We start from the raw sequence: 22,431 nt of genomic DNA on the forward strand, positions 1-22,431 counted from the left end.
GTCCTTTCTTTGCACGATTTTCTATTCGGCGTGCGTTTCCTCAAGAGCCTCGGCTGTGAGGCGCTGCATGAATTTCTTTCGGCGATAAGGTGGAATATTAGGTATTCCAGTGAACCACTTTTGTCGAAAACATACCGAATAACTTGTCTGCAACCGTGGAAATCAGACCCAAGATGATCAGTCCCGCAACCATATGCCCGATTTGCATGTTCTGCTGCGTGACTTCAAGTCGATAGGCGACGCCACCAAATGCACCGGCCAACTCAGCTGCTACCAAGGTGTAAAACGATACGCTGATCGCCGTCCTCAACCCCATGAAGATGTATGGCAGTGCACCGGGCAGCAAAACCTCAAATAGCATCATTTTCTTGGTGGCGCCAAGACAGCGCGCCGCACGAATCAATGTTTCATTGACACGCTGGACACCCAAATGCACAGATAACCAAACGGTAAAGAACACGCCCCAGAACACCAAAAACCATTTTCCAAGTTCGGTCAAGCCAAACCATACGATGACGATTGGTACGAAAGCCACCGGCGGGATGGGGCGCAGCATCTGAAAAATTGGCGAGAAAAATGCAGCAGCTATCCGGTTTCCGCCTGTTAGCACGCCAACGAATATGGCGGTGATTGCACCCGCGAGATAACCAACGACGACGCGGGAGATACTCCAGCTCAAATCCGTCACTAAGGTTCCCGAAACAGCATAGTCATATGCTGAAACGGCAACCACCGTCGGCGGAGGAAATAACACGGCGTTGACTGCGCCCAGTCGAACCACGATTTCCCATAGAAGGACGACTAACGGCAACGAGCCCCATCTAGCCAGGTTTTCCCATACCTTGTGGGTGTTTTTCTTCATGATGCTTCTCTTAATTAAAGGTGATCTTCACTCGGTCAGGAGCAACCGACTTGAGGGGTTCGGTAAATATCACCTTGGAAAAGTCTGGCATCGTTGCGCCGGAAGGAGCATTGCCGGTGGCTAGGCGCCACGACGAGTGGGTCTTAAGCACGTCAAGCGTCATGTTGTCCAGTGTGACGCCGAAAACGTATTCATCCCATATTAACGCCAAATCGTCGCGGTTCATACTGACTGCCGAGGCCACCGTCGTAATCGCTTCATCACGATTCACCCTCATCCATTTTTCGGCCTCCAACATTGCTTTTATGAATTTGGTGGTCGCGTCACGGTTCGATTGCAAATAACTCTGCGTCGTGACTATATTAAAGGTTTCGGCATAAATGCCCTTGGTATCCAGTTCTTTTACTTTGCTACCGAGTGCTTTTTTTGCGTTCGCGATATGTGGTTCCCAAGTATCAATGACGTCAACACCGTTTGCCGCCAATCCAGCTACCATATCCTGCGGACGCAAACTCACTGTGGATACATCTTTTTGGCTTATGCCAGTTTTTTTCAGCAAAGCCATCGTATAGACTTCGCTTCCGGTTCCGACCGTTTGACCAATGCGCTTTCCTTTTAGATCCGCCAGACTATTTATCCCGCTGGCAGTACTGACAAGAGTCTTAAGATAGGAATACTCCATACGAGCGAGTAAAGCGATTGGCTGCTTCGCCATTGCTGAGGCAGTCACTGGGGCTTCTGCGGTTGTCGCAATATCTGCACCGCCACCCAGCGTCGTTTCTAGGGCTTGTTTGCCTGAGGTAAAGTTTATGACGGTGACATCCAAGCCGGATTTTTCGAAAAATTGCTTGTTTTTCGCGACGATCACGACGCCAGAAATCGGTGACAAGTTTTGCGCAAGCCTGACCTTGATGAGGTCGGCAGCAAAAGCCCCTGATGTCAGCACGCACGAACAAGCTAGCGTCGCGACAAGCACTGTACGGCGTAAAATTGGATAGCGTTGAGTATTCATGGAGGCAGTTCCTTCTATAGTTAAGTGTGACATTACGTTGTGTGCAATGGTCCTTCAGGCCCAAGTTCCATTGATAAGCCCTCTAACCCACCACTACTTATCTCGGAGCCCATCGATTTGATGCTTTCTTCGCGAATCAATGTCTGCAGTTCATGCCGGATGTCTAGAAATTCCTTGGAGCTTGTCATGTCGGGTGTGCGCGGACGCGGCAGTGGAATCTTTAATTCCGCCTTGATTTTTCCAGGCCTTGCCGTCATCACGTAGACCTTATCCGACAAAAAGATCGCTTCCTCGATGTCATGCGTAATAAACAGCACGGAGATACGTTGTCGCTACCACATGTTGGTTAGGATTTCCTGCATTACCACCCGAGTCTGGGCGTCGAGTGCGCCGAAGGGCTCATCTATGAGAAGTACTTGCGGACTGGTGACCAACGCGCGAACGATGCCGACACGTTGCTTCATACCTCCAGAGAGCTGATCAGGGTAGTGGTTTTCGAAAGCGAGCAATCCAGTAAGCCCCAGAAATGTTCTCGCAATCGTTTCGCGTTTGGACTGCGAAATGCCTTGTGTCTTTAGGCCGAACTCGACGTTCTTGCGAACAGTTAGCCAAGGAAATAGCGAGTATTGCTGGAATACGACGCCACGATCGACTCCGGGCTGGTCCACCGATTTGCCGTCGACCTTGACTGTCCCCCCCGATGCCGGCGTGAACCCTGCGATTACATTAAGCACGGTCGATTTGCCGCAGCCCGATGGTCCGATGATCGATACAAACTCGCCAGGCTCTACTCGCAGTGATACACCATCCACCGCAACCGTGTTGGATTTTCCGCTTTCAAATTCCACTTTCAAGGACTCGACAACAATACGTCCCCTTGCGCCTTTAGCGGGTTGAACTGCGTGCACTCCCGACGCTGCCGCTTCTATAGCAAAAGCAGTCCCGAATAATTCTTGGTTTGTCAAGTTGCATTGAATTGCCATGTCATTCATTTTGCTTCTCGCCCTTAAGTTATAACCAGTTATGACGAGCTGGGATCAGCAATATGCGTGCCACAGAAATTTTCAGGGATTTTGGTTATGCTGAGACGCAAAAAGGCGAGCAGGATCATCAAACACTTCAGGCTCGATTTTTAGGCTATTTAGCGCCCCTTTTTGATTTAACGAAGCACCAAATTGGAAACCGTGCACAGCATTGATGCACTTGCTAAAGCGGTGCGAGGCTGCGATACATAAACAGAGTTCCGACGATAAGGCACAATACGCCTACGAATTTCTTTACGTTGCCGCTATCGACGCGATGGATAGTATGGGCGCCTATGATCACCCCGCAAATTTCAAAGATCGTGATAAAGGATGCGAGATGAAAATCGATGGTTCCAAAATGCGCATTCGCAGCAGTTCCAGAAATCGCCCCGACAATTTGCACTACTTGGCTGATACCGATCGATGTTAATACCGGAAAGCCGCACAAGACCAAAAGCGGCACAGCGAGCACTGGCCCCCCACCCCTGCTAATCCCGAACCAAAACCAGCGATGCCACCGATCGCCATCAATAACAGCTGCTGACGCTTAATGCTCGAACTGAACAAAGGCGCGGCTTTTACTTTGCTCGCTTTAAAAGTATTGATACCTGCGAGAATGATGATCACCGCAAGAATGAGAGAAAGGGTTGTTGTGCTCAAGTATGAGCTGATCCACTGACCGTCCCCCGGAATTAGTACCGGGCTAAGGCAGAAATTTTCGGCTCAGTAATGGAAGCCTGTGGTGGCTCTAACTATTGGGCCCGACGATTCCAGGCGATGGGGCACCAAGTAGAGCTCATTAATGCCAGCTTGGTAAAACCTTTCGTTAAAGGTAACAAGAATGATAGGAATGATGCAGAGGCGATTTGCGAAGCGGCGTCACGCCCCACGATGCGTTTTGTGCCAATAAAGACGGCACAGCAACAAGACATTCAGGCAGTCCATCGCGTGCGTAGTTTGCTTATGAAGGAGCGTATCGCGATCAGCAACCAGATTCGAGGCCTGCTGGCAGAATACGGAATCGTTGCGCCGAAATTGCCGACTAGTGTTCGGAAACACATGCCTCGCATTCTAGAGGAATCAGGTGACGACTTAAGTTCTTTGGCCCGCAGTGTATTTACTGATCTTTACCAAAGACTTGTAGAAGTGGACGCAGCAATCGCTCGTTATGACCAACGTGTCCAGCAAATCTTTAGCTCCTGCTCGATCTTCAGGAAGATCGAGCAGGTTCGCGGGGTGGGTCCGTTGATAGCGACCGCTATCGTTGCAGCAGCCGGTGATGGCAAAGAGTTCAAACGAGGGCGGCAATTTGCTGCCTGGCTCGGTTTAGTCCCAAGGCAGCAATCATCTGGTGGAAAGTCACGTTTCGTTCACAAGGAATCGATCTCGATTGCCTATGCGAAAGGCTTGGGCGATGTAGAACTGTCAGGCAAGATCGGCACAACACAGACCGAGATCGACCGCCTGTGCAAGCGCCTGCAGGCAAAGGCGATGCATATTTATGTCGTTTATGAAGCAGGCCCCTGCGGCTATGGCCTGTACCGGCATCTCGTCGCGAAGGGACTCGCGTGCATGGTGTGCGCGCCTTCGCTCATCCCGCGCAAGCCAGGAGACCGCGTCAAGACCGACCGGCGTGACGCCATCAAGCTGGTGCGTTCGTTGCGTGCAGGCGATCTGTCAGCAGTGCATTTACCCAACATCGAAGATGAATCGTTTCGGGATCTGGCCCGGGCGTGGTCGGCTATGTGCATAAGAGCATTGAGCTCGTGAACTCAATGAGGTGCGAGTCAGCGGATTTCATCGGGGCCCGCAGCAGGGTTACTGGCTGCAGTAAGGCCGTATATACAGATGCAACCAATCCTGTGCGTCAGAGCAAACGAAACTGCTTCGCAAACGGGAAGCGTTCATATACATGCACATGATTCGCAAAGGCCAGTTCAGGGTCGAAGGCTGCGAGGGCATGTCGTTTGCCGAGCAGTTTTACGCATTGGCAGAACGAATCCGCCCTGTGTGAGCGTCACATGATTCGGTAGAGATTCCTGTGTCTTTTTCCAGCTAACGCGACAGAGCCCGAGGAAGAGTTCATGAAAATCCCGGATTGGTGCAGCTACGTTTCGCAACTCCAAAACTATCTTTTCCTTGTATCGAACGTCGGCCTTCCCGCCGATTGTGTTGAAAGCCTCCTTGAAACTTGACTTGAATATCCTTTTGGAAAGTTTTTCGAGACTCTAGAGACATACAAAAGTCTTTCGATGTTTAGCCTGACTAGAGCTATGTAGGACGAAGCTCGTGCGATACTTACCCGCAGGGCAACATGTTGTACCGCAAAGCATATCTTGTTATAATTGTTTCATAAATCGTTTCACATGAGCCGTGCATTTGTGGCGTTTTGACTGTAAATCAGTCTTCTAAAAATCGTTTCATATATGAGCCAAGCTGTTGCGCAAGCTTTGTTGAAAATTCTGCGCACGCGTGGCCGGATGCAGGCCGGTGAGTTACTTGCCCTATTAGGCGTCTCGCGCCCTACGATGATGCGTGCAGTACGCAATCTGGGGCGCGAAATCATGTCACGCGGCTCTGCACGTGCAACGTCTTACGCTGCCCGGCGTGCCCTGCGCGGCATGCTGGACAGCCTGACGTTGTACCGGGTCGATGAACTTGGTCATGGTACGCGTGTAGGTGTACTCGATCCCGTCTATCCGGAAGGTTGCGCGCTGGCACTCGAAGACAACGCATTGTTGGATTGGCCTCTCGACCGCGACATGATGCAGGGCTGGTTTGGCAGTATGCCCTATCCTTTAGACGACATGCGGCCGCAAGGCTTCCTGGGACGCAATTTCGCACGCAGGCACGCTAACCTCTTGCAGGTTCCAGAAAATCCCACTGAATGGCGTGAAGACGATATTTTGTATGCCCTGTCGATCATGGGTTCGGATACGCCGGGAAATTTCATTCTTGGCAAGGCTGCTTACCAGCGCTTTCTCGATGAGGACGTTCATGATGAAAGTTTCATTGCCGACGACGAAGCACTCATCGCTCAGTATCTGCGCCTTGCGCACGAGGCACTGAGATTTGGTTTAGAAGGATCATCAGCTGCAGGCGAATTCCCAAAGTTTACCGCGCGTCGGTGTGTCGACGGCCAGGCAGTGCATGTGCTGGTCAAGTTTTCCGGTGACGACGATTCTCCTGGAACTCGGCGCTGGGCTGACCTTCTGGTCTGTGAGCACTTGGCGCTAGAGGTACTCTCGCGGGAGCTTGGCTTAGCCACGGCAACAAGTCGCATCTTGCAGGCAGGCGGCCGCACGTTCTATGAATCTGTCCGCTTTGACCGGCACGGCGCGCGCGGACGCTCCGGCGTATGCACCTGGTCAGCAATGAATGCCGCGCTGTACGGCATGACCGGGAACTGGCTGGAAGCCGCTGAGAGATTGCATGCAGACGGACTCTTGCATTCGCATGACGCACAGGCGATCTGCAGGATCTGGCATTTTGGCCGCCTAGTCGCCAACAACGATATGCATGACGGCAATCTGGCGTTTCGCGCCGGTTCCACTCCGGCGCTTGCCCCAGTGTACGACATGCTGCCGATGCAGTATGCACCAGGGCGCGGCGTGGAACTGCCACCAGTACAATACCAGCCTACCAGGCCACTGCCGGAACAGGAAAACGACTGGAGTGCCGCTGCACGCGCGGCGCTTGCTTTCTGGTGGCGTGCTGCCGACGATGTTCGCATCAGCGTCGATTTCCGCCGGACCTGCGCTGACAATGCCGATGCACTGCGCGCACGGATCGTCGAGTACGGCCGCCCCGTTTAGCGGCAATTGGACTGACTGACGCCGGCTGAATTTGCCCGCCAGTGCTGGGCCAGGCACGGATTTGAAGCAACAAGGAGCTGAAAAACTCGACCTTAGAACGGCACTAATTCCAGGCAGGGGAGCAAAGTGTCTTGAATCCATTCGACTGGATCGAAGAAAAATGTGCAAACAAATCTTCTCCGCCCGCGTCCGGTGTAATGAAACCAAAACCTTTGGCATCGTTAAACCACTTTACAGTACCTGGCGCCATCACCTGCTCCTATCGTAATAAATCATTTTAACCAGCCGTCTCAAGCGTAACGAGCGCGAATGCCGGACACGCGAGTCTGCCTCGGTACTGACGAGCGGATTTTCATTGTTTCGGGGTTAGGATTGCGTTTTATTGATTTAACGCAATAGTTGGTACTTGTAGTTATTTATGTAAAGGAAGCGAGGGAGTTAAAGCAGGACTGGCGGGCCGGTCTATGCTGCACCACTCCTCAATTTCTTTGATGAGTTTTCGGCTTATGTAAATCAACCTTGCATCGCCGTTTTTCCGGGTTCCGCAGTACGGGCATTCAATCATCCCATGAGCGAGGCCATCGCCGAAGGATTTACTGAACTGCTCGACTTCAAACAAATGTCCACAGCGGTCATTTGTGCACTTGTCCAGATGCACTGACATGGGTATCTCCATTTATTGTCGTTTTAATGGGACGTATGAGCATAACAGGCGTCCATTCAGTTGCAAGCTCCGGCCCGCTCTGCAGAACGCCCTTCCGTTATACCTCCGCCTGTTTAAAGAACAAGGACCAGGCTGGCTCCTTATTGCAATTGGATTAATAAACGTCTACATTGAATAACAAACAGATGCTACTTGAGCGAAGAAGCCACCAATCACAATATATATGCTTCCTCGAAAACCTAAACTGCTGGTCGCTGAAGTGCCGCGTGTTATCCCGGTCGTAGAAGAAGCCTGGACCGGCTACTTTGATGTCACGTACTGCACGACCATGGACGAAGCGCAGTTGCTGCTGCATGAACCCTTTGACGTGATCGTCTGCGGTACGCACTTTGCACAAAGCCGGATGTTCGACTTGCTGCGTCATGCCAAGGCGTTACCACTAGCGTGCGACACTCCCTTCCTATGTATCCGCGTATTAGATGGCGAGTTGGACGGCAACGCGTTTCAGAGCATCAGCATGGCGGCGAAGGCGCTGTCGGCTGCCGGTTTCATTGACTTGAACCGCTGGCGACGCGAATACGGTTTTGATGAAGCGCGCGCAAAACTGCGACAGCTCGTTTATGAGTTAGCGGGTGCAGATCATCTGGCTTAGTGCGCACGGCCGGAAGCTACCAACAGATGATCGGTGTCCCTTGCGGTGATAGGATTTAATCGATGCGACGGTGCCGCACAAAAGCAAGACTAGCGAACCTGGACGAAGCGACATAAGGTTTCGGGTTCGCGCAGCCTGAATTGAAACAGCGGCATGATTCTCTCGCCATGTGACCTCACGAACCGCAGTCACGCAGACTGGACAGTGTCTTCCTCAACTGTAGGCAAACAATCGGGAACATGATGACTCGGCTAATTAATACTGAAAAAGGTCGCGCATCGTATTTTTATTGTACGCACTGTCGTGATACACCGGTGTCCGATATTGACCGCTATCAATAGTTCCAGGACCCGGACAGGCGTTTATCGCTGTAGAATCGCGTCCCATGCAGCCATCGGAGTGAGACCTCGATTTCAAAAGAACAGGCTGCATCCACCGGAGCTGGCGGGAGGAACGAATACCAGCACCACATTCCTTTACACGTTACCGCCTTGCTCACCTTTACCAGTGCGACGTTACTCTTCTCGAATGACAGTGCGGCGCAAAACCTTACGGGTGAACACAGGCGCTGAGCTGTGCTCCGGACGACTCACACCCCGTTTAACTGACGGCGATGACAGTGCTGGCAAGGCCTTTGCCGCTGGCATGATACTGGCGATCATGTGCTTGTAAATGAACTGCATGCTGGCGCCATGCCGCAACAATACTGCATGCTGATCGAATGACTCGATCATGCCAACCTGCTTCATGCCACTCACCAGGTACACCATGACCGTCATGCGTTGCCTGCGCAAGTCATTCAGGTATTGCCCTTGGACCGTATCGCTCTTGTTGCGTGCCATAGCTACCTTATTCCCTGCGTTACAACGCTACCCTCGCCCACTGCAGGAAAAGGTTCGTGCGCCGGACTAGATGTCATATCGCTCCAGCATAACTTCCGCGTTCAGCGGAATTGCCGGCAACGTGATGCTGGAGATGGGACCAGCGGCATCTTTTCTNGCGCCGGACTAGATGTCATATCGCTCCAGCATAACTTCCGCGTTCAGCGGAATTGCCGGCAACGTGATGCTGGAGATGGGACCAGCGGCATCTTTTCTTTTACGTTGCCCTGTTTTTGGCGTGGCCATCGTCAACAATTGCTGACGGAGTAATCTGGCCAGGGAAATGCGTTTTTGCGACCGGCTCAAGCCAATATGGCTTTGGTACTGAAAGCCGTCGTCAAAAATGATCTGGATCTGGCACTGGCCTTCACCCTTTTCTGGTGCATCCTTGGCCCACCGTTCCAGAACAGCATTTGCCAGGGCTAAACTGCTTACGCGCGCCTGTGCTACCACGCCATCGATGCGTTCAATCAGAATGCGTGCAATATCGATCTTGTCACCGTGTTCAATGACCAATTTCTCATCCTTTGGCGCGTCGTTGCGCTCAGTCTGGTAAGGCAATTAACAATCCACCGACCTGTACCTGCATCGGCACAAAGAAAAAAGCCCGCAGACCTTGCGGTGCGCGGGCGAATCCAATTCAAGGAGAGTTGGAGGAGACAAATCCATGATACTGCGGCGCAGCACAAATGTCCTCTTTATTATGGTTATATAGATATATTCACAACCCATATAACTAAAAGAAAAATGCCTGTACAGCGCTCGCTGCACAGGCATTTTCTGCCTCCGCCACTATCCTTTTGTATGGATTTTCTGAACTGCGACTGGATAGTACCTTAGAAGATCGTGATGCACTCATGGTGTTGCAATTCCGGCACGAACGCTTTGTCTACGCGCCGAATCCGGTAAGCTAACGGATTCATTTGGTCTTTTTATGTCTTCTCTTCCCACTCTCAAAGCCGCTTGTGTAGAAGCGCTGGACGCCATCGACAACCATCGTGACTGGCACGAACCGTATTGTGCGTTGGTCGATCCGGGTTCCGTGCTCGCCCTGATCCAACAGCTCGACGCCTTGGCGAAGGCAGCCACTGCCGACGAGCTGCAGTGCCTTGGCAAACTGATCCGTGATTTAACCGGCTACATCAAAATGGTTGCAGGCGATAAGCCAGACCCGGTGCGCGACGACCTTCTGTTACACGCACGGCAGGTAACGCAGCAACTTGGCTTGTAGCATTCACGCTCATCGTGTCCGCTGCTGCGAGTCTATCGCAGCCCCTCGCCGAGCTCCGATTTATAGGTTACATGAATGCTGCTGCAGCCTGCAAAATCAGTTGCCCAGTCAGCCAACGAGCAAACATTTCGTGATAACGAAAGGCGGTTTCCATGTAGAAGCCGTAGGTTTGTTTCCTTGTGCGAAGCGTATGTGTTAATGCGATAATCCGGCTCGACGGTGCGCACTACGTAAATTGCGAATAGCTGATGCCGCGTCCCGGATGAGGAGCTGGCAAAGGGTGCGCTGCTGCGCGTTCCGGACGCTCTACTACGCACCCGGATCGTACCGTTAGATCCCAATGCCTCGACTTAAAAAGACGATGACAGCGCTGCCACGTTTTTGTGCGGGATTGGCGCCTTCAACTCGTTTGTTCACCATTAAAGCTTTGTATGGCTACTAAAATGAAACCACCCGCTTCCTCCACGGTCATTAAATGGACCGACGAGGAGTGGGAACTGATCGCAAAACAGCTCTATACCACCATCGGCACAGCCCTGTTGAGTTCCGACACACTTGACGAGGTCAAGGCAAAGGATGTATTTCTGGCGCAGGAAACCGCGCTACCAGACAATCGGCACCGAAAGCTGATCTCCATTTATCAGGGCTTTCAGTCGGTCCGTGAAAAACTCAAGGGGATCTTTGCGAAAGCCGCCGCCGCGATGCGTCAACACGAATTGTTTGCCACAGAACAGCACAAGATCGAGACATCATCGCGTAAGCAGGCAAGATCGGTAGCGTCCGAGGCAGCTTCCGCGCATTCATCCACTGCAGAAGAATCGGGCACGTCAATAATGAGCAGTCTCGATGCGCACGCATCTCGAAACCAGCCTACCATTCCCGCCGGTGCTACTTTGCCAAATGAACGCCTGACGACGCAAATTAACGATCCAGTAAACAAGCCCGAAGTTGCTGCTGCCACCGCGGCGCCACATCCGGATGACGGACGCGTCAATGCACAACAAAACCCCCTGTTGGCGACAGGCACCGCGAAGCCACAACGGCCATCCCGTGAAGCGCCCGCCTCCACGTATGGTCGAGCCCCAAGGATTGAACAGACAAGGCCGGTCCCAGACTCGCGGGTGGCAATGCCGATTGATCTCAATGAAATGCTGCGTCCGTTCATTGCCATGGTGGCTCATGAATTCGCGCAGGCATTAGTCAATGTGGTGTCAAAACCGGAGAACCGGGACGTTTTGTCGGGCATGGTAAAAAACGTCATTGGCAATGCCGGTGCAGTCAATGCAGGGAATGTGAGCCACGGTAACGCCGCTCGCCGCACTCCTGCGCAATCGCAATCTGACGACCGCCGCAATCTTTCTTCCGCCGCCAATGAACTCGCGTTCCCAAATACCAGTGTGGTTTCGCAGGAAGAGGATGAGGATGCCGAACACGACGTCCAGCCGCTGTTTGACCCGAAGCTTCCTCCCTCCGCCAATAGCAGCGATAAGCCGACGGTCGGTGTCGTCGGTGCCAGCGTTCGTGATTTCGATGAATTACAGCAAATGTACCCGCAACTGCAGTTAATCGCTGTCGCTGTCGACGATGTGCCCCATGCGGCGAGTCTAGGGCAATGCCAGCGGGTTATCGGACTGCGTGAAGATGTGCCGGCACATACCGATGAACAATTACGGCATACGTTCCGCAATCGCTATCTGCGCCTGACCGGTGGCATGGGAAGAGTTCGCGAACAGCTGGGTGCCTGGCTGGATAAGCCGGGTTCAACGGGATCCCGTCGCCCGAAATTCAACAAGCCCCGCCACAATAACGGACAACCTGACGGGCAAAAGAAACGGTTTAATAATCACCCACGCAAGCCAAAGTGATTGACGCTGACGCACGCTTTCGAAGTTACCGTATCAAAGCCAAAGCGCGCGTCAACCTTCTTTATCTAATGCAATTTTAAGTACTTGCTCGTCATGCAGCGGCACTGTAGCGACGAGCCCGTCCCGCCCCTTCGCTGTTAATCGCCTTTGTATCAGCCAGCGTCTTGATTGCAACGCGTGCACGGAGATTGAGTTTGCGCTTGTCGTCTTCCGTGAGCCCTTTTTTCATTGTCTTTGCAAGAGTCGCCTCTGCCCGGGCGACCAGATCTGTGAACGAGCGTGGGCGCTTCCCCATCATGCTGATCCAGAATTCCCCGCTAGTCCTGGGTAGTCCCGCTGCCTGCTGGTTCGTCCGTTTTGCTGGACGTTGTGCCTGCTTACCGCTGTTCGCGACTTGACGGCCTCGGCTGACTGTCGAAGTTGGTGCGGACTCCAGCTTAGCCAGCATGCGCTCAACACCTGTCAGCTTTTTTGTCAGTTCCTTGATTTGTCTGGTCAGCTCCCTCTTTTCCGTTTTCAACATTGCACGTTCCGACTGATGTCCACTCATAGATCTCTCCATCATGTTGTACTAAGTTAGAAGTTTCTGCATCGTGTGCCGGCACGATACATCGACAAGCATATTTTGCAGAAGTTTAATATGTATTGAAACCTGAAGCCTGAAAGCTTCCTATTTAACTGCAAGCGTAGCTTGTGCCCATAACGTCGATTTGTATTGAAAGCGACGCCGACGCTTCTTCCAACTGGTTACAGTCCTTATCCTTTGCCGCATATAACGCTTTGTCAGCGGCGTTCATCAGGTCTTGCGTTCTCTGCGAGGGGCATTGCAAGGCGATTGCGACGTAAGCTGATCTGAGCAGTTGCTCCGACTGCTCAGGCTAAGCTGGGACACCGAGCCATTGATGTTTATTTGAAGCAAATAACGTGTCTATGCACCGTAAATCGCGTGCGGGTTCTTTAACGATACCGTTTGCAAAGCTCAGCTGGCTTGTAGTCACATCAATACGACGTGGCCTTGTGGCTGCCGGTTGAGCTTTAACAAGTGACAGCAGCAGTCCACGTACGCCGGCTCCCTATCGGGATCATCGGCAGTAAAGTGTGGCAACGTCCCGTTCGGGCACCCTTAGCTCAAACACTTCACCATTGTCACAGCTGTACGTGATGCGTATACGCTTCTGAACGCCTGGAACAGGGTCCCCGCATAAATTATTGTTTATTGCGACTGAAACATGCCGATGCGAACCAACAGCTGCTTGCAACGAGCGACGCGCATCGCATGACGCCCCACGCAGGCCGTATCTGGCTTCCTCTATACGGATATAAGGGGTTCGTCTGCTGTAGTCCTTATGATGGTTTTGCCTTTCGTATTCGTCCGGGTAACCCTGTTCATACGAGCGAGCATATTCGCCGCTATGTGCGGATGAAGGTAATGACACGATGCCCAATGTCGCAAAGGCGACTGCACATAGGAAGCGTTGCTGGATGCCTTGATGTTTCATGTTTTATCTAGTGAACGGTACGTATGCTTAACTTTGGAAATATGCGGCTCAGATCAGGAACACGCTTTGCCTGCAGATTCATAACGAACCAGAATTCATCTGCGATGACCATATTTACAAACTGTTGCAGTCGTGACTGCCTATAGATTGTTGATAGCATGCACAGCATGAAACTTCGCCTGAGACCGCCTAATTTGGTTTTTTATTAACTGGCCAGGCGCCGTAATGATTTGTCGAAATCGCTGCAGTTATCAGTAGTATGTTTTCCTGGCGAAGATCCAGAGGTTTACCACTCCAGAGAAAGCAGACGATTAGCCATCGCCTGTGTACATAGGCTTTTGATGTCTGACAGCGCCGCCCAGCGGAACCCATCCATTTCCACGGTCGGCAAACCCGTAACCTTGTGCAAAAAATGACTTGAACACTCGAGGTGCGAAAGATTATTCAAGCTTTCCGGTGCATGGACCAGGAACAGGTGCAGCCGTTTGTCCCACTGATAATCAAACTCGCCGATTTCTTCGAACAGCCTGTCCGCAAATGCAAGCCCCGTTTCTTCGTAAAGCTCTCTCTTTGCCGACTCAAAAACTGATTCCCCGTCCTCCTGCCCCCTTTTGGGATAGCCCAGTATCGTGTGCCTGTTACGTGGCAGAGAAGAATTTTTCTATTTTTATTAACAATGACTGTTCCACAGGAAGTGACTCGTTCGAGGTTTAGTTCTGTCGATAGCATCAAATCACGAAGAGTTTTTCAGTTGCCGGCTTTAATTGAGCCCAATATAAACCACTAGTTCCCGGCAGACATCAGCTAACGGTTGCGTGCTGGGGTAAACAATAAGCCACGGACATCAGAAACCCCATTGCATGGGCACGAACAACGATATGACCTCGGCGTAATGTCAACTTATTAGCGGTTTAAGCGTTGAGGGAAACAAGGCATGTGCCTTTTCTCCCAGGTGATATCCCATGAAAATGCTACTTTCAACGGCTGCGATTGCATTGATTTTTGGAAACGTCGCTTTTGCCCAGACGCCTGCGACCACGCCAGGTGCGAAACCGGCTGCAACGGCTGCCGCTCCATCAGGTTCTTCAAACTGTGAAGCGCAAGCAGTCAGCAAAAGCGGCAAGCCGCTCACCGGCGCTGCGAAAACTTCTTTCATGAAGAAATGCGAAGGTGGTACCACACAGGCTGCGGCAGCCACGTGCGAAACCAAGGCGGTCGGCAAGAACGGTAAACCGCTCGCAGGGGCTGCGAAGACCGCCTTCATGAAGAAATGTGAAGCAGACGCCGGAAAGTGAGCTGCATCCCGCGATCAGGTAGCCTGCGCTCCTGAACTTTACTGCTGGCTACCAAAGTAGCCGCATGTGTCTTGATGCGGGCCTAGTCACGCCCTGCGATGTCAATGTCGCTGTTGCGGCAACGGCGACATTGACATATGAACGTGACGTCCTGCGCTACCTGTCTGATCGGTCCTTACCGAAAAGTATCGATCAAGCCTTCGGCCAGGTGTGCTTGGCTGTTCACTTTTGACCGGGGCAGAAACGCAATGTTAGTCCGCCGAACCAACTCTGCATCGGTTATCGGCCGGCTCGCACGAGCTTCGCTTGAGTTTTCAATCCAATGCGCCCACGCGCGACCAGTATTTGGATCGTAGACCAGCTTATTTAAATATTTCGGAACCCCGACTCGGTTGCTCCAATCCTCTTTGGCTTGCCTTCATATACCGCGCCGCTGATGACATAGACCGGACCTTTTGCCCGCATCACATATTTACGGGTCACTTGCTCAATTCCGTTCCACGATTTTTGATTCTTCTTCGGCGCTTGCGGAACCATGTTTGCAGGTGAAAAGCTTTGGACCATCGCTTTTGCACTGGGCATGTCACCAGCAGGCGCCAAGTGACCACGGTCAAAGCCACTACCTTTGTAATCTGCCAGTTCAGCACGCTTGGCTTGTCTTATGTGACTTAGCGGCGCTTTATATTAGCGCCGTTATTGGCAAACTGGATCGCTTACAATAAAACTTAAGCCCGCTACGATCCAAGGCCGGCTGTAGCTGATAATCGCAAAAAGTTTTCTCCGGACTCTAAATCCAGGCCCGCAAATACTATTACTTCTTCTCAGCAAGTCGTTGAATACAAAAGATTTTTCTTCGTGCTTGCAATTAAGGCAAAATGAAGGCTACCGCCTGCGCGAACTGCCTCCTCATATTCCGGATGTTTATGTCAGAAAAGTCTATTTTCGACCTTCTTTTTGCCGGCGAAGGCGAAGTACGCAAACTTGGTCGGGTATTTGACTGGGATAGCGCACCTCTGGGACACCCGGACAGCTGGCCACATTCACTTGCCTCTGCAACGCAAATCGTCTTGGATTGCCAGTTTCCGATGTGTCTCGCATGGGGTCCGGAGCTTCGAATGATCTATAACGATGCCTACGTACCCATTCTTTCCGAGATGCATCCAGACGCATTCATGGAGCCTATGCAGAAAATATGGGGAGCAGTCTGGGACAGAATTGCACCTGCTATCAGCACGGTCATGAATGGAAAGCCGGTCTACTTCGAAGACTTTGCCGCTGAAGTTAAGCGGGAGGGCGACATCCGGACGGGATGGTTCACCTTCTCCTACTCTCCCCTCCGTGACGATAAGCATCAGGTCGCGGGCTTTTTATGCGTCGTAAGGGAGACTACGCGCAGAGTGAAGGCGGAAACGCGTCAAGCGTTCCGGCTGAAGGTGGCTGAAGAACTTCGTTCACTGGCCGACCCGAAGGAAATAGCGGAGACCGCATCCCGCCTGCTTGGTACTGAACTGAGGGCTTCTCGTGTTCTGTACATTGACATCGATACGAAGACCCTGGCATTCAGGGCGCATAACGACTGGACAGACGGAACCGTAACAAGCCTGACAAATGTAACGGGGACGCTGTACGACTTTGGCCCGGAGCTGTTCGCCGACCTGCGTGCAGGTCGCTCATGTGCTGTCGCTGACGTGACACGGGACTCGAGAACCATACGGAATACCGCCAATTACGCAACGTATGGCATTGGCTCGCTCATCAATGTGCCCGTCGTCAAAAAAGGGCGTTTGATTGCTGCTCTGAGTGTACACCGCTCGCACGCTCACCAGTGGACGGACGCCGATGTCGAATTGGCAGAAATCATCTCCGAGTACGTCTGGCCGGCAGTTGAACGTTCGCGGGTCGAAAAGGCACTCCATGCTCAGGCGCTTACAGAAGCAAATCGACTTAAGGAGCTGTTCGCTGCCGCTCTCAACCCCATTGTCGTACTACGAGGACGTGAACTGGTCATCGAACTGGCAAATCAGGCTTTCCATGAATGGGTAGGACGTCCTAATCTGGTCGGACGAGCGCTTTGGGAAGTACTGCCTGAAACACAAGGACAGGGATTCGAACAGCTTTTTGATACGGTGTTTGAAACTGGAAAGCCATTTGTCGGCCGCGGATTAAAGCTTAAACTCCAACGGGGGTCCGGTCAGGCTTCACTGACGGAGTTGTATCACGATGTTCTGTACCAGCCGCTGTGCGACAGCGATGGCAAAGTCACCGGAATCTTCATCATCGCAAACGAAGTCAGTGACGCCTATCGGGCTAACGCCGCGCTTCGTGAAAGCCAGGAACGGTTGCGGGAAGGCATGGAGGCGGCAAGGATGGTCGTATGGGACTGGGACCTTGATACCGGAAAAATCCAGCTATCAGACAATGTTTCAGAAGTACTTGGCGGCAACTGGAACTGGACTGACCATATATTTAAAGCCGTCCACCCGGATGACGCACAAAAACTGCGTCAGATCCGTTTGGCAGCAACCCCTGAGAATCCCCGGTATGGGATGGAGTTTCGAATGATTCGCCCGCAAGATGACGAGTTGATCTGGGTCGAAAACCGTAGCCAGGTGATATTCGATTCCAACGGCAGGCAACGCGCGGTGAAAGGCGTCACTATTGACATCACCCAGCGCAAACGAAGCGAAGAAGAGTTAAGGGAGGCTAACCGGCAAAAGGACGAATTTCTGGCGATGCTCGGCCATGAACTTCGCAATCCTCTTGCTCCTATTCGTGCCGCGGCCGAACTCATGGCGTTTGTTCGTCTTGATGAAAAGAAGGTACGCGATACAAGCGAGGTCATTGCACGGCAGGTTGATCATATGACCGCGCTCATTGATGATCTGCTGGACGTCTCCCGGGTGACACGCGGACTTGTTGCCCTTAACAAGTCCATCGTCGACCTCAAGCATGTTGTATCAAGCGCCCTTGAGCAGGTTGGCCCAGCCATTGAGTCTCGCCTGCATCAGCTGGCAATCCACGTAACTCCTGAACCTGCTCGCACCGTCGGTGACGAGAAGCGGCTCATACAAATTCTGGCCAACGTTCTCAACAATGCCGCAAAATATACCCCGGAACGTGGACTGATTGAACTGCGGCTGGAAAAGATAGAGGTGGGCACGCGGATTATCATACGTGACAACGGGATCGGCATCCCGGCAGACCTGCAGCCGCACGTTTTTGACTTATTCCGGCAGGCTTCAAGGACGCCTGACCGCTCTCAGGGTGGGCTGGGCCTGGGGCTTGCCCTGGTTAAGTCATTGATGGAACTTCATGGCGGCAGCGTCAAGGTGCAAAGCGCCGGGGAGAACATGGGAAGCACGTTCACCTTAGTTTTTCCGAAGCCCCGGAACGAAGTCGCCACGTCGGTCCGGCATCCGCATCAAACTGTTGCGCAAGCGGCTTCAAGGCCATTACGCGCGCTGGTTGTAGACGACAACCAGGATGCTGCCCGCATGCTGGTGATGTATCTCGATACCAAGGGACATAACGCCAGCTACGTAACTACAGCGAAGGCTGCGTTGACTGAAGCATCAACAGGAGGATTTGACGTCTTCCTCTTAGACATAGGTCTTCAGGACATTGACGGATATGAGCTGGCACGTCAGTTACGAGCTGCCCCTGCGAGTGCAAGTGCCTTGCTCATTGCTGTGACCGGATACGGCCAGGAATCTGACAGGATAAAAGCGCTCGATGCAGGCTTTGACTTCCATTTTGTTAAACCAGTCGATATTCGCGCATTACTTAATGCATTTTCAGCGTACCAGTCTGCGTCTCCAACGCAACACGACTAGCCTGACATGGCAACGAACGATTCATACAGCACCATAGACCCCGAACGCATGTCAACAGTGCAGAGATTGCACTCATCTGAATGTCATTCATCCAGCTTATATCTCTACATCACGGCTTGAAATTGGGAATGTTAATTGGCGAGGCCTATATTGTCTTCATCAGCCGAAGACATGACGACATACGAAAGGACCAGCCATGACAGCTCTTGCACTCAACACAGCGAACCGTTCCGCCGCCCTCTTTGGCAGCCTCATCGACGCATTGGACAAAGCCATCGCGATGACAAAAGCGGTCCACCACGCTAGCCCGACGGCAGCCGATATGGAAAACGTCCGCGCTATTGCTGCAACAATCTAGGACTTCTGTTGCGATGAGCAGGCGACGGTGTCTCCTGTCCGGCAAGGTGGCAGGCAGACTTTGAGATGCGACACCATACGAAGACATGTTGTTTCGTATGGATACCAGGCTTTAGTGATTGTTGCGAAGGTATGACCTCGCGTTACTGAATATTCCAGGAAAGTATTCCTAACCGTGACATTTGCATCACTCATTCACTAGCTGGGCCGGTTACCTCTACTTTAGGTAAAAACTCGATATTTGTTCGCCGAACAAGTTCTTCATAGCTGATCGGCTTGCCGGCACGAGCGTCATCGCTGTTCTCAATCCAATGTGCCCATGCGCGCCCTGTGGTTGCGTCGTACACCAGCTTGTAAAGATACGTAGGTACCCAAACCCGATTGTCACCAATGGTCTTCGGCTTGCCGTCATAGACTGGTCCGCTGATGACGTACACGTCCCCTTTCGCCCGCAACGCGTACTTGCGTGTCGTTTGCTCAATACCATTCCACGATTTCTGGTTATTCTCTGGCGCCTGAGGCACCATATTTGCCAGAGAAAAGCTTTGTGCCATTGCCTGCACAGTAGGCATATTTCCGGCCGGAGCCATATGCCCGCGTGAATAACCGCTGTGTTTGTAGTCATCAAGCTCAGCACGCTCACCACGGGGTATCCTCGCATCAGCAAAGAATTTATCGGTGCGCTTGCCCGATTTGTCGTTTTCAAGCTGTGCACGGCTCAACCGCTCCGCTACAAAAACAGGTGTCTTTGCTAAACCCGAGTGAAGTACGGCAAATGCGTCGTAACACAGCTCCCGCGGCTTGAGTTGCTGCATATTTGGGACGACCGGTGATATGCCACCCGCGAAGAACTGCGAGCAGCTTCGAAAGTCCGTTGGCTGTGATATGGCCGTGGACGCGTCCGATGGTGCCTTTACTTCTGGCGGCTGGAAGAGGCGCGACAGCTCATCAAGCAGCGTTGGTTGTTTTGCGTACGCTGAGAACGAGGCGACGACGGATAACGCGAGAAGTGCTTTTTTCATCCTGTGATTCTAACGCCCCGTGCCCATCGTAATGAGCGTCTTTCAGTATCCGTTTGTAAGCAATTTGCAACTTGGAACTTCATGTCAATAAAGTAGACTGAGCACGCGAAAGATTGTGGGCACTCCTCGTCCTTAAACGACAATGTGCTTCACATGTTACCTCGGCCCGGAGCGCACTATCCGCGGTCGTAGAGGAAGCGGCGGATCTTCGCATCGAGCCTCGTGTCACGTGCCCACCCACTGCACGGGAGGGATATACACGATGTACTTCGCGCCCCTTAGCGGCTACGAAGAGCTTTCTCGATCTTTTTATCAGTCTTGTACTGGCCCAATGCATAGACAGCCCAAATGGCCGCTGGCAGCCAGCCGATCAACGTGATCTGAAGTACAAGGCAAATGAGCCCTGCAAAAGGGCGACCGATCGTAAAGAAGGCGACAAAAGGGAGAAAAATAGCTAAAAGGAGTCGCATACGAGTGAATTCCGTAATTAATATTAGTTTGTCGACTATACCTGAGCTTTAATAACGTTCAACCTGACAAGCCGCCAATTTTCTTCAGGTAAAACGCTACATCGATATTGCTTGCGTGTGTTATTCCCAGGTCTGGTCACAAGCGCAGTTGCTGAGCAATTGCTTTGCCCGATTCAGTGGCGCTCCACCTGCCGTTTTCATCCCTGACGATGAGCCCCCATTGGCGAAGAACAACCATAGTTTCGTGATTGCAGAGATGAACGCCGTTCATGGTGATACCTTGCTCCGCACCGTCCTCGACCGGACGGCCCTGGCCTACCAGTGCCATGACGCGCTTTTGCGTTTTACTCAGGAGCATAGTTTTTCCTGTCTCTTCACTACGCCTTTCCAGGCTGTACGTCTTGCTGATGGCAGTGCAATTTGTTGAGGCTAACTGATAAACCATGTTTCGAATCAGCGCTTTGCAAGATTACACCGTTTGATTCTGTGATTTGAAGTGCATGTTCAACGCGGAGCTCAGCCCTGCTAAAAACAATGCGAATGCTTCATCGGGGCAAATGGTTAAATCAAACCCGGGATCGGCTTCTTTCTGGCGGCCGCTCGTCGACTTTAATTCCAGGACCGGCAGCCTGTATTTTGTCATGAGCGTTCTGGCAGTGATTCCGAGCACGCCAACGGTCACATAGAATTCGTTGTCTTGTATTTTCGCGATCCGGTCAGTGTGAAACTGTTGCCGAAACTCGGGACGCGGATCGACGACCGCTATCCACTTTTCTGTCTTTGTCGGTACCAAAATAAAGCCGGCGTCAGCCAATTTTTGACTCAGATCTTGCATCTTCTTTTTCCTTTCGAAGGCCTCGGTACGGCCGCAGCTCCGAAGAGCACTGTTTCGTCAGCTAGCCAGGTAATCGAATCAGCGTGAATTTTACCGTTTGGCTGCACAGAAATGACGAAATGGTTGAGTGTCCTGTGCGTGATCACCCGGACGTCATGTTCAAGTCGTCAGTCAAAACGCATAAAATGGTTATGGCACTACGCGGGCTTTCCTGCGTAGTGCCATAACATTGTGAGTGTTCTTTTTCGTATTCAGGCTACTCGGGGCATTCGGTTATGCGACCCATGCCTCGGTGAGCGCTGCCATGCCAATTGCGGCAGCCGACATGACAAATGACAAAAAGACCGCCCTTCCCTTCCGCTTCGCCGGTAACGACTTGCCCTTCGCATAGGCCTGCTCGATCTCTTCGTCATTTTCGACAATCATCTGTGAAACCGAAGTGATGAAGTGCGCCGATATCAGAACGAGCAGGCACTGAAGAATCAGAAGCGCCTGGAGACCGGGAGGTATCCCGCGTGGTTCGAACAAGCCCGCTTTCATCGCTATGGAAGCGCCATAACTGGAAATGACCATCGCCGCCCATAACAGTTGACCACTACCGAGTGCCGCCTCCAGACGCGCTCGGACAGCTGGTCCTTTTGTACCGGTACCCCATGCCAGCACAATCGTTGCAACCGGGAGCAGTACCGGTACGATGAATTTCACTATAGACCAAGTATTTTGCATTTGCATTCTCCAAATTAAGTAAGCTTGTTATTGTTTCTGTGGACTCCAGCGATCCGCCTGGTCCGTATACTGCCTAGTGCAGCCTTTCACTACTTCTCATTAGCACTGTTCCCATGCCAAGAGCATGAAACCGGTCCGCCTCGTCGTGCAGCCATTGCGCCATGCCATGGAGGTGGACAATCTGCTCGTGCAGGGTTTTTGCTCCGTGGATAAGAGATAGCATCACTTCGAAGACATCCATCTGTAGCTGCTGTTGTTCTCCATTAGCGATAAGACTTGGGCCGGCAAGAAAACTTCCCGTCTTATTCAACTGGCTCGACCATGCCACCTCTTCTGCGAAGGCGTCCAATAATGGCATGTCTTCGAGGTCGTCATTTTCCATATCCG

General features: G+C 52.2%; 25 protein-coding genes and 4 pseudogenes. 10 read left to right on the plus strand and 19 right to left on the minus strand.

The genetic code is table 11. From position 1 onward, the window contains the following. Positions 1-97 precede the first annotated feature (97 nt). From ASE07_RS21040 to ASE07_RS21050, 4 genes are read right to left on the minus strand one after another with little or no spacing between them, the layout of a single operon-like run. Positions 98-862: an ABC transporter permease gene (locus ASE07_RS21040; RefSeq protein WP_057292788.1), complete on the minus strand. Its 765-nt coding sequence runs from the start codon at positions 860-862 to the stop codon at positions 98-100. Positions 863-872: 10 nt separating this feature from the next. Beyond that, positions 873-1,874, minus strand: a complete 1,002-nt coding sequence (locus tag ASE07_RS21045) for an ABC transporter substrate-binding protein (protein ID WP_057292789.1) — start codon at positions 1,872-1,874, stop codon at positions 873-875. Between the two features lie 32 nt (positions 1,875-1,906). After that, positions 1,907-2,191: a hypothetical protein gene (locus ASE07_RS29965; RefSeq protein WP_235548559.1), complete on the minus strand. Its 285-nt coding sequence runs from the start codon at positions 2,189-2,191 to the stop codon at positions 1,907-1,909. 15 nt (positions 2,192-2,206) lie between these two features. Then, positions 2,207-2,866: an ABC transporter ATP-binding protein gene (locus ASE07_RS21050; protein ID WP_235548560.1), complete on the minus strand. Its 660-nt coding sequence runs from the start codon at positions 2,864-2,866 to the stop codon at positions 2,207-2,209. A gap of 53 nt (positions 2,867-2,919) precedes the next feature. Here ASE07_RS21050 and ASE07_RS29035 point away from each other — a divergent pair, with 53 nt between their 5' ends. Next, the gene (locus ASE07_RS29035) at positions 2,920-3,072 is read left to right on the plus strand and encodes a hypothetical protein (protein WP_156396864.1); all 153 of its coding nucleotides are present in this window, start codon (positions 2,920-2,922) and stop codon (positions 3,070-3,072) included. Positions 3,073-3,080: 8 nt separating this feature from the next. Here ASE07_RS29035 and ASE07_RS30895 read toward each other — a convergent pair whose 3' ends face one another. Both ASE07_RS30895 and ASE07_RS29040 read right to left on the minus strand, forming a co-directional pair. Beyond that, on the minus strand, positions 3,081-3,371 hold the full coding sequence (locus ASE07_RS30895; protein ID WP_162256927.1) for a sulfite exporter TauE/SafE family protein: 291 nt from the start codon (positions 3,369-3,371) through the stop codon (positions 3,081-3,083). Beyond that, positions 3,326-3,592 carry a TSUP family transporter gene (locus tag ASE07_RS29040; protein WP_327196068.1) on the minus strand — a complete coding sequence of 89 codons (267 nt, stop codon included), beginning with the start codon at positions 3,590-3,592 and terminating at the stop codon, positions 3,326-3,328. Before ASE07_RS29040 ends, ASE07_RS30895 begins: the two co-directional genes overlap by 46 nt. Before the next feature lie 36 nt (positions 3,593-3,628). Between ASE07_RS29040 and ASE07_RS29970 the strand changes: the two are divergent. The 3 genes and pseudogenes from ASE07_RS29970 to yjjJ form a co-directional block, all read left to right on the plus strand. Further along, positions 3,629-4,258 (plus strand): annotated as a pseudogene (locus ASE07_RS29970) (IS110 family transposase); the annotation flags it as partial. A 9-nt stretch (positions 4,259-4,267) separates the two neighbouring features. Continuing rightward, a pseudogene (locus ASE07_RS29975) lies at positions 4,268-4,642 on the plus strand (IS110 family transposase); the annotation flags it as partial. 683 nt (positions 4,643-5,325) lie between these two features. Continuing rightward, positions 5,326-6,714 carry a type II toxin-antitoxin system HipA family toxin YjjJ gene (gene yjjJ, locus ASE07_RS21065; RefSeq protein ID WP_082584363.1) on the plus strand — a complete coding sequence of 463 codons (1,389 nt, stop codon included), beginning with the start codon at positions 5,326-5,328 and terminating at the stop codon, positions 6,712-6,714. Positions 6,715-6,838: 124 nt separating this feature from the next. Here yjjJ and ASE07_RS28370 read toward each other — a convergent pair. Continuing rightward, a pseudogene (locus ASE07_RS28370) lies at positions 6,839-6,964 on the minus strand (cold-shock protein); the annotation flags it as partial. Positions 6,965-7,126: 162 nt separating this feature from the next. Next, positions 7,127-7,378: a hypothetical protein gene (locus ASE07_RS29045; protein ID WP_156396869.1), complete on the minus strand. Its 252-nt coding sequence runs from the start codon at positions 7,376-7,378 to the stop codon at positions 7,127-7,129. Positions 7,379-7,601: 223 nt separating this feature from the next. Here ASE07_RS29045 and ASE07_RS21070 point away from each other — a divergent pair, with 223 nt between their 5' ends. Beyond that, on the plus strand, positions 7,602-8,030 hold the full coding sequence (locus tag ASE07_RS21070; RefSeq protein WP_057292792.1) for a hypothetical protein: 429 nt from the start codon (positions 7,602-7,604) through the stop codon (positions 8,028-8,030). 515 nt (positions 8,031-8,545) lie between these two features. On the opposite strand, the gene hfq is transcribed toward ASE07_RS21070, so the two are convergent. Together hfq and ASE07_RS21080 are read right to left on the minus strand one after the other, a co-directional pair. After that, positions 8,546-8,872, minus strand: coding sequence for an RNA chaperone Hfq (gene hfq, locus ASE07_RS21075; RefSeq protein WP_057292793.1), 327 nt, complete (start codon positions 8,870-8,872; stop codon positions 8,546-8,548). A 165-nt stretch (positions 8,873-9,037) separates the two neighbouring features. After that, positions 9,038-9,472 (minus strand): hypothetical protein, encoded by a 435-nt coding sequence (locus tag ASE07_RS21080; protein WP_057292794.1) that lies wholly within the window; start codon positions 9,470-9,472, stop codon positions 9,038-9,040. A 373-nt stretch (positions 9,473-9,845) separates the two neighbouring features. On the opposite strand from ASE07_RS21080, the gene ASE07_RS21085 reads away from it, so the two are divergent. Continuing rightward, on the plus strand, positions 9,846-10,142 hold the full coding sequence (locus ASE07_RS21085; protein WP_057292795.1) for a hypothetical protein: 297 nt from the start codon (positions 9,846-9,848) through the stop codon (positions 10,140-10,142). A gap of 443 nt (positions 10,143-10,585) precedes the next feature. Further along, the gene (locus ASE07_RS21090; RefSeq protein WP_057292796.1) at positions 10,586-12,007 is read left to right on the plus strand and encodes a hypothetical protein; all 1,422 of its coding nucleotides are present in this window, start codon (positions 10,586-10,588) and stop codon (positions 12,005-12,007) included. A gap of 91 nt (positions 12,008-12,098) precedes the next feature. Here ASE07_RS21090 and ASE07_RS21095 read toward each other — a convergent pair whose 3' ends face one another. Further along, positions 12,099-12,557 carry a hypothetical protein gene (locus ASE07_RS21095; RefSeq protein ID WP_057292797.1) on the minus strand — a complete coding sequence of 153 codons (459 nt, stop codon included), beginning with the start codon at positions 12,555-12,557 and terminating at the stop codon, positions 12,099-12,101. Positions 12,558-13,792: 1,235 nt separating this feature from the next. Next, positions 13,793-14,155 carry an NUDIX domain-containing protein gene (locus tag ASE07_RS30900; protein ID WP_162256930.1) on the minus strand — a complete coding sequence of 121 codons (363 nt, stop codon included), beginning with the start codon at positions 14,153-14,155 and terminating at the stop codon, positions 13,793-13,795. A gap of 313 nt (positions 14,156-14,468) precedes the next feature. On the opposite strand from ASE07_RS30900, the gene ASE07_RS21100 reads away from it, so the two are divergent. Further along, on the plus strand, positions 14,469-14,801 hold the full coding sequence (locus ASE07_RS21100; protein ID WP_057292798.1) for a hypothetical protein: 333 nt from the start codon (positions 14,469-14,471) through the stop codon (positions 14,799-14,801). A 175-nt stretch (positions 14,802-14,976) separates the two neighbouring features. On the opposite strand, the pseudogene ASE07_RS28375 reads toward ASE07_RS21100, so the two are convergent. Then, positions 14,977-15,452: pseudogene (locus ASE07_RS28375) on the minus strand (DNA/RNA non-specific endonuclease); the annotation flags it as partial. Positions 15,453-15,724: 272 nt separating this feature from the next. Between ASE07_RS28375 and ASE07_RS21110 the strand changes: the two are divergent. Together ASE07_RS21110 and ASE07_RS29050 are read left to right on the plus strand one after the other, a co-directional pair. Further along, positions 15,725-18,634, plus strand: coding sequence for an ATP-binding protein (locus ASE07_RS21110; protein ID WP_162256928.1), 2,910 nt, complete (start codon positions 15,725-15,727; stop codon positions 18,632-18,634). A 196-nt stretch (positions 18,635-18,830) separates the two neighbouring features. Continuing rightward, positions 18,831-18,992, plus strand: coding sequence for a hypothetical protein (locus ASE07_RS29050; RefSeq protein WP_156396871.1), 162 nt, complete (start codon positions 18,831-18,833; stop codon positions 18,990-18,992). 190 nt (positions 18,993-19,182) lie between these two features. Here the strand turns inward: ASE07_RS29050 and ASE07_RS21115 are convergent, their stop codons facing one another. The 6 genes from ASE07_RS21115 to ASE07_RS21140 form a co-directional block, all read right to left on the minus strand. Continuing rightward, a complete protein-coding gene (locus ASE07_RS21115) occupies positions 19,183-20,013 on the minus strand; it encodes a DNA/RNA non-specific endonuclease (RefSeq protein ID WP_082584365.1) in 831 nt (276 codons plus the stop codon). A gap of 278 nt (positions 20,014-20,291) precedes the next feature. Further along, positions 20,292-20,483, minus strand: a complete 192-nt coding sequence (locus tag ASE07_RS21120) for a YqaE/Pmp3 family membrane protein (RefSeq protein ID WP_057292801.1) — start codon at positions 20,481-20,483, stop codon at positions 20,292-20,294. Positions 20,484-20,619: 136 nt separating this feature from the next. Continuing rightward, complete coding sequence (locus ASE07_RS21125; RefSeq protein WP_156396872.1) at positions 20,620-20,928, minus strand: hypothetical protein; 309 nt, start codon at positions 20,926-20,928, stop codon at positions 20,620-20,622. Positions 20,929-20,952: 24 nt separating this feature from the next. Next, a complete protein-coding gene (locus ASE07_RS21130) occupies positions 20,953-21,318 on the minus strand; it encodes a hypothetical protein (RefSeq protein ID WP_057292803.1) in 366 nt (121 codons plus the stop codon). Positions 21,319-21,591: 273 nt separating this feature from the next. Continuing rightward, entirely contained in the window at positions 21,592-22,044 is a 453-nt protein-coding gene (locus tag ASE07_RS21135) for a hypothetical protein (protein ID WP_156396875.1), read from the minus strand. A 73-nt stretch (positions 22,045-22,117) separates the two neighbouring features. Further along, on the minus strand, positions 22,118-22,426 hold the full coding sequence (locus ASE07_RS21140) for a hypothetical protein (protein WP_057292805.1): 309 nt from the start codon (positions 22,424-22,426) through the stop codon (positions 22,118-22,120). Positions 22,427-22,431 lie beyond the last annotated feature (5 nt).

It is taken from the genome of Noviherbaspirillum sp. Root189 (assembly GCF_001428545.1).
Lineage (GTDB): Bacteria > Pseudomonadota > Gammaproteobacteria > Burkholderiales > Burkholderiaceae_D > Noviherbaspirillum.